Here is a 12,491-nt window from a genome sequence, read left to right as displayed (position 1 = left end):
TGGTAATGGATTAATATGACTTTCAAGCTGATGATTGACGGAGCAACAGCATGTATACGAACAACTATCTGCGTAACCGCGGCATTTTTATTTTGATCATCCTGGCTGTGGCATTGTTGTCTGCCTGGCTAATAAGACCACACCCTGAACTTGAAACCTTTTATGTTGATGGGACAGTGGTTGAAATAACTGAAGGCCAACTCACCACCATGCTGGTGGAAATTGAAAATGGTGACAAAACAAGGCTGTTGGTCAGCCAGAAAGTACCCGACCTGGATAGCCCTATTCGTCTGATTGGCAAACGCTATGCTGACGGTAACGTACGTTATCAAATCCCTGCAAATGAAGACCTTGAGTAATTCACGTCTCTGACGTGTTTAACATGTTCTCTGTAACAGTCTGCGATTTCATTTGTCTTTGAGCTATATCTTGCTTAAGGAGTTTTTATGATGAATTTTTTCACTAAATATGGATTTGTGATTCTGGCAGCCATTTTTTTCCTGTCTGGTGCGGCAAAATTAGCTGGTTTGGCGTTTGAGATTCAGGCCTTTGAGCGTTGGGGATATCCACTGTGGTTTATGTACCTTACTGGTTTTATTGAAGTTTCAGGGGCCGTGGTATTACTGATTAAACCCGTGCGGGCACTGGCAGCTGCTGGGCTGAGCCTGTTTATGATTGGACCGGTCGTGACGCATGTTTTGCATGCCGAGTGGGGCATGATGATGGTTGCTTTGGCAATCATGTTGTTGGCAGGCTGGATGGCCTGGCAATGGCGGGAAAGTGTCTCACTGTCATTTTTAATCAAGTGAAATATGCTGACTCTGACGCCAAATATTCAGCCGCCAATGTAGAATTATGGTTCTCCAATTCGTCTATACAGTAAATACTTAAGTAGACGCCCTTGAAAATCGTGATTGTAACTCTGGTATAAGCCAATTTAAGTAACGTAAGGGAAGCATGGTGTAATAGAGTGAATATCCGGGCTAAATAAGCCCGATCAGTGGTTTTCATATTTGTTCGAATTTCTTAACCCACCAGGAATTCTATGATGAACAATACTATACGAACAGCCACACCGGCCGATGAACCTGTCATCATCAACACCATCATTCTGGCATTTGCAATGGACCCGATGGTGCGATGGACATGGCCCGACCCAAGTCTTTATCTTGCCAATATGCCCGAACTTATACATGCATTTGGAGGCGGGGCTTTTGTGCAGCGCAGTGCACATATTACGCATGACCAGCGAGGGGCAGCATTATGGCTACCGCCTGATACACATCCGGATGAAGAAAAATTAGGCTTACTGATTGAAAGCACCGTTGCCGGGCCTCAGCAGCAGGAAGTGTTCATGGTCTTAGAGCAAATGGGCGATTTCCGTCCAGATGTGCCTCACTGGTATTTACCCTTGATAGCTGTCGATCCGACACATCATGGAAAGGGGCATGGCTCATCTTTGATGAAACATGCGCTCGAGCAATGCGATAAGGATGGCTGTCAGGCTTACCTCGAGTCATCAAACCCGAGGAATATTTCGTTGTATCAGCGCCACGGATTTGAAGCTTTGGGTGAAATCCAGTGTGGTTCATCTCCTACGATGATTCCAATGTTGCGGTTACCGCATTGATAGTGCAGATATTTGTCGAATAAAATTCCTCGCCCAATGACAAAGATCAACAGACCCTAGTAATCTGATATCAAATATCCGGGCTTATTTATTGCTGAGCCGAGGGGGAGTCTTGTTGTAATTGGAAATGGTGCGATAAACATGTTTAAGCAATTGCGTGACTGGCGTGAAGCCCGAAAGATTAAAAAGATGGGGTTTACTGCAGAGCAGTGGGAGTCTGCAGTTGCTGACTGGTCGGTTATGGAGCGTTATCATGGTGCGGAGCGTGAGGCGTTGCGAAAGCTGACCTTTCGTTTGCTTGCTCGTAAAACCGTGCTTTCGGGGGCCGAATTTCAATTTACGGATGCGATGTGTCTCAAACTTGCGACTATGGCCTGTGTGCCCATTCTGCATCTTGGGCTTCATTGGTATGACCACTGGCAAACGATTATTCTTTATGAGGGGGATTTTGTGCCGAATCGTCCTTATCGCACAGATGATGGAGTGGTTCATCCAAGAAGCCCCGGCCTGAGTGGCGAAGCCTGGGAACAGGGACCAGTAATTTTATCGTGGCAGGCGATTAGCGAAAGTGGCGGCGATACCCGCCATGGTAAAGCCAGTAATGTGGTGATTCACGAGTTGGCACATAAGCTGGATATGCTGCGTGATGGGGCCAATGGTGCGCCGCCGATGCATCCCGATATGCGACCCGGTAAATGGCACGATATTTTTACAGCGGCGTGGGATAGATTGGAAAATGATCTTCAGCATCATCGCTCGTTACCGATTGATGACTATGCACTGACCAGTCCGGCAGAATTTTTTGCCGTGTGCAGTGAGGCTTTTTTTGAGGCACCCAAAACCATGAAACAGGAAATGCCCAAAGTCTATCGGCTGTTATGCCAGTTTTATCGTCAGCAGCCAGTACCATTGGATTAAGCTGCTCAGGCAAAGCCGCTCTTATCAATTGAACATCAGTCCCGCGGATATTGTCCTGCCTTGATCTGCCCACGTGATAAATTCACTTTAAGGCAGACAAGAAATGCCAGTGCAAAAAACACGGCACACAGCAAAATCGCATTCTGTAAACCGACCAGCGCCTGCATCAGGCCGACACCGACTAGACCAATGATGGCGGCCAGTTTATGAGATAACCCCCAGAAACCAAAGAATTCGGCTGCTCTGGGCAATGGGGTTAATTTGCCAACAATTGCACGGCTGGCCGATTGTGTGGCACCCAGACATAAACCAGCTGCCACTGCGACTACCAGAAAAATATCCTGCCGTTCGGCCTGATACCCCAGCGAATTAATACCGTCAGTTATATTAGGTGTTTGCCAGATCAGCAACACCGCGCCAATCCAGAACAGCAGGGTGAATTGATAGGTAAACTGACTGCCGCGCCGATCTTCGGCCCAGCCAAAAAATATGGCTCCCAGTGTGGCCGTCACTTGCACTGTGATAAAGGTGAGTACCCGCATTTTTTCATCCCACTGCACTACCTGTGCACCGTAGATAAAGGTAAAAGCGATAATGATATAAATGCCTGACATGGCAAACAAAGCCGACAGCAAAAAGATACTCAAGTCCTGATAACCACGCAGATGTTTGAGACTGCCTTCCAGCCGTTGCCAGCCCTGACGCCAGATACTGCTCTCTATCGTGTGACTTGATTTGCCACGTTCTTTCAGTAGCACAAAGGTCGGAATTGCTGCCAGCAGGAAAAAGCCCGCTGCAAAAGGTCCAACCCAGCGTACATTTTGAAAATTTTCCAGGCTGACTTCACCCAGAAACAACAAAGCCAGTCCGGTAGCGACCAAACCGCCTACATAACCCAGGGCCCAACCAAAACCCGAGATTTTGCCCAGATCTTCCGGCGGACCAAGATCCGGTAAAAAGCTGGCAATAAACGATTCACCAATGGAGTAGGCATAATTGGAAATTACTATCAGCAACATGCCGAGCAGAATGTAACCGGGGGCGACAAAATACAGCAGCGCCGTGGCGATGACGGTAACCAGATAGCTGATAAACAAAAACCGTTTGCGCCGGGCGGTCAGATCCATCACCGCGCCGAAAAACGGTGCCGTCAACACCACCAGTAAATAACCCGCTGCCAGTGACAGACTCCACAATAGATTGCCAAGCCGATAGGCATTTTCGGCATCACCGACAATCACCCGGGTAAATAAATCGCCAAACACCACGGTGATAATCAGCAATGTGTAGGCCTGATTGGCAAAATCGAACATTGCCCAGCCGAAAATTTCCTTTTTGTCAGCGCGTGGTTGGCTCATCGTCATTTCGTATGTTGGAAAAAAAGCCGACTATATCATCAATGAACCCGAAGGCGATTTACACAAGCTAAATAGAAATTGATTACACTGCTATAAAAAGCGAGGAGTAATAACGTTTGAAGCCAGTAATACAGGAAGAAACATCAGGATGTGGCATTGCTGCAGTGGCCAATATCTTGGGCAAGACGTATTTAGAAATCAAGGCTATTGCCAACGCAATGGGAATTTATGCTGAAGACCAATCACTTTGGTCTGATACGCAGTATGTCAGGCAGATGTTAAGCCGGAGCGGAGTTGAAACTTCTGCTGATGAAATTCCTTTCGAGGCTTGGGATAAATTGCCGGATTTAGCCTTATTGGCTATCAAATATCATCAGGAAAATGGCAAAAACTTCTGGCACTGGGTGGTTTTCAAACGTGATAATGGCCAAGCCGTGGTACTGGATTCAGCAAGCTACCTACCATGGAATACCAGGAATGACTTTGATGCCATGCAGCCCAAGTGGTTTATTGAGGTAAAGAATACGAGTTCATAATCAATTATCTGGACAAAATCATGAAACAAACCGGAAAAATTAATTACCTTGAAATGCCTTCGCGAAATCTCGACGTGACAAAGCAATTCTTCAGTGACGCATTTGACTGGTCGTTTGTGGATTATGGCCCTGAGTATGTCGCCATTGAGGATGCCGGGCTGGATGGGGGATTTTTTAAATCTGACAAAGTAGCGACAACTGAGAACGGAAGTATATTGGTTGTGTTTTATAGTTCAGAGTTGGAAAACACGGTCGAGAAAGTCAAAAACGCTGGTGGTCAAATTATTCAGGATATCTTTTCATTCCCCGGAGGGCGTCGGTTTCATTTCACCGATCCTAATGGTAATGAATATGCGGTTTGGTCTGAATAGAGTTCTTGCAGCTATTCAGACAGGGGCGTTCCCACGCGGAGCATGGGAACGAGTCATAAAAACACTTGTTTGGATCTAGCTGAGCACCTTAACAGGGCCGTGGTCATCACAATGATCGCCATGTGGATGGTGAAGATGACCATTGACCAGATAATCGGTGTGATCGCCGTGTGGTACAGCTTCATGTCCACAATCCGGGCCGTGAACGTGATCCGGATCGTGACCGGCACATTCATGATGCGGCGTGCAGTCATCCGGGTTTTTCGCTGTCACTTCAATTTTATGCTCATCAATATGCGCTTCGTGCACGTGATGCAAGTGCCCATCATGTAAAAAATCGGTATGGCCATTATGTTCAATTTGGGTATGGCCGCAGTCAGGGCCGTGTTTGTGCGAGTGGTTTTGATGAACGTTACAACTCATGTCAATCTCCTTAAATCAGTTACTTTCGTTGGCATGTGCAAGGGCGTTTTCTATCATTTCAACAACATGCTGATCAGCTAGTCGGTAATAAAGATGTCGGGCATCCCGTCTCCGGGTCACCAGATTCGCATTCAGTAATGTTTGTAAACGGGCTGAGACGGTAGATAGCTTGTTTTCAGTGGTGACCAAATCGCCTACGCAGAGTTCACCTTGCCGTAAACGATACAAAAGAGTCAGTCGCGATGGATCACCTAATGCCTTGAACAATGCAGCAGTGCGTTCCAGTTGCTGAACACTGGGTTCGTTGCTGCTGCAATTGCGTTGCTGATGTTCTTCACTACATGACTGCACTTGATATTCCAATATTCTATGGACTGTCATAACTTTAGGTCGAATAATCTATCAATGCAAGATCTAACCTCCATTTTTCAACAGAGGATGGAGAGTTTTCCCTCATTGAGAAAGTTAGCTTTTTGGGGGGAATTAATTTTAATAGAGCTATGGCAGGAGAGAACGGATACGTTTACATGCAGAGCTTTAGAACGAGCTTTAGCCTGATTCGCATAGTGCTAAATGGCTGAGAGCATAAAAATAAACACAAAGGTGGGGGCAGTGATTGCCCCCTTGTTTTATGGGTGAAAATATTTGTTTAGCAGGTCACATTTTTAGCTTTATTGATCTGCTTCCAGCTTGTTAAAAATCAGAATTTCAACGTCAAACCCGCATAAACTGATCTGCCCATGCCAGGCACCGTCACACCCCATGGAACCGATGTGTTCATGGTGGCACCCTGACCTACATACGCACCGGAAAGTGGGTGACTGTAGAGTCGGTCAAAGACGTTTTCCATACCAAAATCGACGCGCGCCTGTTTCCATTCATAACTGGTTCGCAGATTGACCAGACCATAACCGGCGGTTTCGATTTCGTTGCGTTCGTTGTTGACCTTGTCTTTGCCAGCGACCAGCACCCATTCGACATTATTACGCCAGCCGTTTTTGCTGTGCTCCAGCGATAAGGTGGAGTTCAGCGGCATGATGTTATAAAGATCATCGCCGGTATCACGGTTTTTACCTCTTACATAACTGAGGGTGGCAGTTCCGGTGATTTGTCCCCATTTTTCTGACTGATAAAGCGTTTTGAAACCTGATACATCCATACCATAGAGTTTGGCTGAGACATTCTGGTATTGAAGATAAACAAAATCATTATCGGTTGTGAGATTGGCTGCCGTACAAGCGCCACCGCCTGTGCTGCAGCGTTCTGCATCAATAAAATCATCGACATAGGAAATATAAGGTGTCAGTGACACATGCCAGTCATGTTGTTTCGCATCATGGAAATTGGCGGTGAAGCTCAAGGTATGGGCGATTTCAGGATCCAGATCAACATTGCCCACATAGCCATTGCCATCTCCGACCAGATTGACCATACGCATCGCCATGCCGTTGGTTGACCAGGCAAAGCGCTCGTATAAGTTGGGCGAACGGGTTTTCTGGGCGTAGCCGAATTCATAATCGTGGGTAGCCGAAGGTTTGAATCGCGCCAGCAAGGTCGCATCAATATTATGATCGGTGATATCACGGTCACTGGCATTAAACGCATCCGCCGCCGCCTGATACATCATCATATTGGTGTTGTAGCCTTGTACCTCATCGGTATTCATCTTGACGGTTTCATGGCGTATGCCCGCGACGGTAGTCCACTGGCTGTTCCAGGCGGCTTCCCATTCAGCAAATACACCATAGCGATCCCGCTCACCATTATTGATATTCCAGAAGGTATTCGGAGCCATCATCATGCCACCGGATGCTTCCCAGAAATCATCCAGACGATAGCGTTGTAATTCTGTTCCTACACGGAACAGATCGCGTTGATTGGCATTGATTTCGGCTTTAACCGATAGGCCGCGGTTATCACCTTCGGTTTCCATTGGCATACCATTGGCGATCATCATTCCTGAGCCATAGAGAAACTGTTTGTCATCACCAAACTGCATTTTGTGATGGGTTTTTTCACGGTAAAGCGAGGTTTCCAGTGAGCCCCAGTCAAACATGCCGTTGTAGATCAGGTTGATTTGATTGCTGCGGTTTTCGGTCATATCCATACGTTGATTTGGCCAGCCCTGATAGGGGATATCCTGATGGGCAAATTTAAGCTGCAGTTGGTGATTATCCAGTTTATAAGCGAAATCAATCGCATGATTCCGGCTTTCATAAGCAGAGGATCCGACTTCATCTGCATCCAAAGAACGGCCGTCGGTGGCAGCATTTCCCGCCTGTTTGAAATTGCCACCAGCATTATAGTTATTCGCTTTAGCGGTTGAGCCGGTATAAGTGATACTAAAGTCTTCTGATGCCAGCGTGGTGGAGAGATGACCACCGCGGGCATCGCCATTACTCCGATAGTAACTGCCAATTTCACCTTTGGTGATAGTCTGGCCATCTGCTGCAAATTCCGGTTGTTTTGACTTGGCGATAATGGTGCCACCGATACTGTCACCACCCAAGCTGACCGGGGCAATACCGGAATAAACCTGAATCTCTGAAACACGCGAGGGAGCAAGATAGGAGAGGGGCGGATTCATATGATTGGCACAGGCTGAAATCAAATCCATGCCATCAACCTTTATACGCAGGCGATCATCAGCAAAGCCACGCATAAACGGCAGTCCAGCGACGCCACCACCTGAATACATCGACATGCCCGCCACATCATTGAGAAATGCGGCGGTATCACTTTTATAAGCACGTTGAGCACTGATGTCATTTTCGCTCAATGTTGTGCTGTCCACCGTTGGAACAGAAGCAGCTGTGACCGTCACTCTGTCCAGCATCTCATCATCGTGTTCATGGGCGGCATACAAAGGAGCGCTTGCCAGTCCGGTCAAAATCATCATGGCTAAGGGAGAAAGACGTTTTTTCATGGTGCTGTGGTTCCGGTTTAAAAAGTTAAACCAAGAATAAGCAATATGTCAGCATAAAAAGTGTGGGATTTAGGGCAGGCGTGGGTGAAATCACGCAGTTTTGAATAGTTGAAGATTAGGTCTGGTAAACCGGCGTTCCCACGCGGAGCGTGGGAACGAGGTTTGAGGGGGAGGGGTTACCACACCATTCTGAAAGTTGCTGAGAGATCATGGCGCTGATCGGAACTGGCCCATTCGCCTTGGTACCCCAGTTGTATTGAAGTCAGCTCAGTCATCTGCATATCGAGACCCAGAGCTAGTCTGGCTCGATTACGGTCAAGCTCCGGGCCATCGACCTGAAAGTTAGCTAGCGAAGTAGCTGCAAAACCTGCACGCATCTGCGCTTCGTTATCCATGAGCTCATGCACCCAGGCCAGTTCGGCGGTGGGTTGGATGTGATAGCCTTTTTGTGTTTTCCATTGATGCGTAATACGCGCACCGAGAGCGGAGCGTAAAGAGTCCTGCTGGTCACGGCGTACATTTAGATTGGCTGCGTCGGCCTCTTTTTCAACAAAATCATCCCGATTGACAAGGGCATATTCCAGTCCGGCTAGTGGCGTAACGCTTGTGTTCTCACTAACTTCAATGAGTCGGCCAATTTCTACGGCGAGATTACTGGTCCAGGCATGGTAATCCGCTCGGGCAGTTGTATTGGATAAACCAACCGTCACGCGACGTTTGCTCTCAAAATCATGATAGCCAACACCAGCGATAGCACTCATGTAATAGTTGTCGGTAAATAATCTTTTGCCATACAAAGCAGCCTGATAACTGTCTACATCCAGACTGCCTTGTGACACGCTGGCATCAGTGCGGTTATAGCCAACAGCCAACCCGACCGTGAGTGCATCATCGACATAAATATCCCGGCCCGCGGCGGTACCAGCTGATTTGTAATAGGCACCGCTGGCATTGGATGTACCCTCGATATCAGCATAACTGCCAGTACCACGCAGCCACCAGCCAGGATTATCAGCTCGTTTGTTGCTCGATAAAGACGTTCCTGCATCCGTCATCGTGCCGGTGTCATTGTAGGCCAGCTGGATCTGCCCGTTATCGGCCAAAGTGGAGGAACGGCTTTGTAAGCGCCCAAGCAGCAAACCCTGGAACTGATTCAGTGATTGTAAAGCGATTAGATTGCTGTGGGTATGCTGCACACCACTAAGCGAGTCATAGGCTTGCTGAGCACCTTGGACCGTCAAATTACTCAGGTTATTAAGAATGTCATTGATGCCAGCGCTGTCGTTACCTAGAAAAAGCCTATCGAGTGTTGTACTGACAGCTTTCTGGTTGGCGGTATCCGCAACGGATGCGTAATCAGAAGAGTTACGTTCAAGGTTGAGAAAAACATTATTGGCATCATAAGTCAGTGTCGGCGTGAGAAAAGCGAGATTGGAGCTGATGCTATCAAATGTAGTACCACCTAAGCCGCCGGCTGCAGTGAGAATGGTGTAATCAGTGCTGAGCGAATAGTTGCCCGCCTCAGGTAAAACCAACACTGTGCCGTTAGTGAGGGTGGCCATGCCGGTGGCATTAATCAAGTCGGAATTGCCTGCGGCATCAACTTCCACCTCGTAAACACCGCCACCAGAGAAATCAACACTACCGGAGACGTTCATTGTGCCGATCGAGTTGCCTGGAGCGAGGGAGCCGCCATTCAGTGTGATACTACCGAAAGTACCACTACCACCCAGTGCACCTCCTGAATTAACTGTTATACCGGAGTTGGCAATGGAGCCATTCACGACAAGCAGTCCATCATTAACGATAGTGGCACCGTAATAAGGGTTGTTGCCAGTCATGGTAAGCGTTCCAGTTCCTGTTTTAGTTAAATTACTAAAGTCAATAATTGTGCCGCTAAAAACAGTGGACGTATTATCGCCGCCAACGGTCAGCCTATAACCAATCGAACCGGTATCCATATCAACAATACCATTACCTGCTAACGAGCCAATTGTCAGATCATATAATGATTCAAGCATGGCACCAGAGCCAACGGTCACCGCGCTGTTGTTTCCCAATGTTCCGCCGTTATACAACACTAACTTTCCGCTACTAATATTAGTGCTGCCGGTGTAAGTGTTGTTACCACTTAAATATGTTGTGCCGCTGCCAACAAAATTGACATCGGTGGTTCCAGTTATTCTGATGGTATCCCCACCCGAAGTACTGTCGTCGGTAAAAAAATAATTACTCTCATTATGGTTAAAATTGAGTGTGGCTGAACCTGATCCTCCATTGACCGCCGCTGCATTGAGAATGCCTGCCGCACCACCATTACCGATATTCAATGTGCCGCTGCCGCTACCATATCGTCCTAATAAAACAGTCCGCGAGCCGCTGTCGACATTGACCACCCCATCATTAATGATATTCAGTGTGCCGCTGCCTGACCCGCCTAGATATAATATTTGGATGGTATTATTCCAACTGGATCCAGCGCCATCCACGGTTACTGTTCCCTCACCGCCAGTAGACCCGCCGATAGAACCGAAGACGTTGCTGACCGTACCGCCATTAAGGATATTAAGCGTGCCGTTTCCCGAGTTGCCTACGGTTACACCGGACTGAATATTGGTAAAGTTAGAGCCCGCGCCATCTACGGTCACTGTGCCATTACTGCCAGCATTCTCCCCTATAGTAACGCCCAATGAGGAGTCAGCATTGAGCACTTCACCGCCATTGGTAATCGTAAGAGTACCTTCGCCTGAAGAGCCAACGTTTAAACGAGCAATGGGGCCAGAAAGCTGCCAGCTTGAGCCAATTCCGTCGACAGTCACTGCGCCACTGCTGCCAGCACCACCTCCGATCACATTACCGGCCGAGCTTTCCAATTGACCGCCGCCCAAAATATCGAGTGATCCATTGCTTAGATTAATCTCGAGCGCTGTGGCACCAGGCACCAGAACCTGCGCAGTGCCGCCATTATCGATAAAGACAAAACTATCATCATCTGGAACCATTGAACCGAATCCACTCGACCAGTTGCTGGCGTTTTCCCAGTCGCCAGTGCCAGCGACCCAATTTAAATCAGCAGATACAGCTGGCATTGTTGCTATGAACGTTGCCAAAAAGGTAATGGTTGCTTTATGAACAGATGATGACTTTGGCAATGAAATTAACGTAGTTGAAGCGGTTTTACGTATAAACCAGTAATGGCGAACCATGGATTATTCCTATTGAGCGAACAAATCCAGTTAACTTACGCAGTTGAATGCATTGCGGCTATCCGATTTTCGCAAACCGAAAATTTGCACAGAAATTAACTTAATGCACGACGCAGGGTCGCCGAGGGGAGCTCACCAAAAAGCTGAACATAATCACTGGAGAAACGGCCCAGATGCCAAAAATGCCAGTGAAAAGCGACTTCGGTGACAGTCACATCACTGTCTTTGGGTCTAAGCAATTGGGCACGTACCCGATTGAGTCTCAGCCGATAGAGATAGGCGTTAGGACTAATATCCAATACTTTTTTAAAGCAGTACTGCAAATTACGTTGACTGATTTTCAAGTCGGTACAAATATCGACGATACTAGGGCAAATGTGACTCTCAAGACCTGAATTGACATAGTCTATAGCCTGATTCACCAACTCACAGGCTCGCCGTCGGGCAATCACATCTGGTGATGCCGCTTCGTGTATCTCGGAAGAATCGATGGTTAATAACACCTTTTCCAAAATTAACGATGTGATGTTTTTTCCGTCTAAGAGCAAATTTTCAGTCAGATTAACTGCGGGATTGTCAAAAAGGTAATCGGTAAAATCTTCTAATGGCTTACGGTCAATGGCATCTAAAAGCAGCAGACTGTCGGGGGTGTTTTCCCAGCGTTGGGGGTTAATGATTCTGGCCGATTCCAGCAGGGCGGATTCTTCAAAACGAAAATAGAGGGTTTCCACATCGGCGCCGACCAGAATATCTACTTCGGCCTGACTGGGCAGAAAGAACAAGGCATTTTTAAACGCGTTATATTCAGAAAAACGCAAAGACTCGTTGGAAGATCGAACATAAGAAATAGTGCAGTGTTTTGCATTCATAGTGCCGCGTTTATGAACAGTGCAATTTTGCTGCTCAGAGACGACACTGACACCCTGATTGCCCAGTTCCTGATATCGTCCCTGATAATCACCAGAAGAAATCTGAGCCATCTCAAAAGAGGGTAACCAGTCCTGTGCTGCCAGCTGTTCTGAGACATCGCTTAGGGGCATGTCTCGATAGAAAGCATGTTGTTTTGACAGCATTATTTTTGGTTTCTCAACGTGATGCCTCTACTTGCAGAACAGAATTCATT

The 12,491-nt window shown here is 47.4% G+C and carries 12 protein-coding genes; 6 read left to right on the top strand and 6 right to left on the bottom strand.

Going from position 1 to position 12,491, the window contains the following annotated elements; all coding sequences use genetic code 11:
• The first annotated feature begins 50 nt into the window (after window positions 1-50).
• The 4 genes from B2W60_RS04210 to B2W60_RS04195 all read left to right on the top strand — a co-directional run bounded on the left by B2W60_RS04210 (window position 51) and on the right by B2W60_RS04195 (window position 2,548).
• Complete coding sequence (locus tag B2W60_RS04210; protein ID WP_292362471.1) at window positions 51-359, top strand: hypothetical protein; 309 nt, start codon at window positions 51-53, stop codon at window positions 357-359.
• 87 nt (window positions 360-446) lie between these two features.
• Window positions 447-809 carry a DoxX family protein gene (locus B2W60_RS04205; protein WP_292362472.1) on the top strand — a complete coding sequence of 121 codons (363 nt, stop codon included), beginning with the start codon at window positions 447-449 and terminating at the stop codon, window positions 807-809.
• A 236-nt stretch (window positions 810-1,045) separates the two neighbouring features.
• Window positions 1,046-1,630: a GNAT family N-acetyltransferase gene (locus B2W60_RS04200; protein ID WP_292363960.1), complete on the top strand. Its 585-nt coding sequence runs from the start codon at window positions 1,046-1,048 to the stop codon at window positions 1,628-1,630.
• Between the two features lie 141 nt (window positions 1,631-1,771).
• Window positions 1,772-2,548, top strand: coding sequence for a zinc-dependent peptidase (locus B2W60_RS04195; RefSeq protein WP_292362474.1), 777 nt, complete (start codon window positions 1,772-1,774; stop codon window positions 2,546-2,548).
• Between the two features lie 35 nt (window positions 2,549-2,583).
• Here B2W60_RS04195 and B2W60_RS04190 read toward each other — a convergent pair whose 3' ends face one another.
• Window positions 2,584-3,906 carry an MFS transporter gene (locus B2W60_RS04190; protein ID WP_292362475.1) on the bottom strand — a complete coding sequence of 441 codons (1,323 nt, stop codon included), beginning with the start codon at window positions 3,904-3,906 and terminating at the stop codon, window positions 2,584-2,586.
• A gap of 116 nt (window positions 3,907-4,022) precedes the next feature.
• On the opposite strand from B2W60_RS04190, the gene B2W60_RS04185 reads away from it, so the two are divergent.
• On the top strand, window positions 4,023-4,442 hold the full coding sequence (locus B2W60_RS04185) for a cysteine peptidase family C39 domain-containing protein (protein WP_292362476.1): 420 nt from the start codon (window positions 4,023-4,025) through the stop codon (window positions 4,440-4,442).
• Window positions 4,443-4,462: 20 nt separating this feature from the next.
• Window positions 4,463-4,813, top strand: coding sequence for a VOC family protein (locus B2W60_RS04180; RefSeq protein ID WP_292362477.1), 351 nt, complete (start codon window positions 4,463-4,465; stop codon window positions 4,811-4,813).
• Between the two features lie 75 nt (window positions 4,814-4,888).
• Here B2W60_RS04180 and B2W60_RS04175 read toward each other — a convergent pair whose 3' ends face one another.
• From B2W60_RS04175 to B2W60_RS04155, 5 genes are all read right to left on the bottom strand, one after another.
• Complete coding sequence (locus B2W60_RS04175; RefSeq protein ID WP_292362478.1) at window positions 4,889-5,236, bottom strand: hypothetical protein; 348 nt, start codon at window positions 5,234-5,236, stop codon at window positions 4,889-4,891.
• Between the two features lie 15 nt (window positions 5,237-5,251).
• Complete coding sequence (locus tag B2W60_RS04170; RefSeq protein WP_292362479.1) at window positions 5,252-5,587, bottom strand: ArsR/SmtB family transcription factor; 336 nt, start codon at window positions 5,585-5,587, stop codon at window positions 5,252-5,254.
• 349 nt (window positions 5,588-5,936) lie between these two features.
• Window positions 5,937-8,162, bottom strand: a complete 2,226-nt coding sequence (locus B2W60_RS04165) for a TonB-dependent receptor plug domain-containing protein (RefSeq protein WP_292362480.1) — start codon at window positions 8,160-8,162, stop codon at window positions 5,937-5,939.
• Window positions 8,163-8,338: 176 nt separating this feature from the next.
• Window positions 8,339-11,368, bottom strand: a complete 3,030-nt coding sequence (locus B2W60_RS04160; protein WP_292362481.1) for an autotransporter outer membrane beta-barrel domain-containing protein — start codon at window positions 11,366-11,368, stop codon at window positions 8,339-8,341.
• A 95-nt stretch (window positions 11,369-11,463) separates the two neighbouring features.
• Window positions 11,464-12,441, bottom strand: coding sequence for a helix-turn-helix domain-containing protein (locus B2W60_RS04155; RefSeq protein WP_292362482.1), 978 nt, complete (start codon window positions 12,439-12,441; stop codon window positions 11,464-11,466).
• Window positions 12,442-12,491: the final 50 nt, after the last annotated feature.

This window comes from Methylophaga sp. UBA2496, from assembly GCF_002341635.1.
In the GTDB taxonomy this organism is placed as follows: Bacteria; Pseudomonadota; Gammaproteobacteria; order Nitrosococcales; family Methylophagaceae; genus Methylophaga.
Note: the sequence above shows the minus strand (reverse complement) of the source record. Positions and strands in the feature narration are given on the sequence as shown.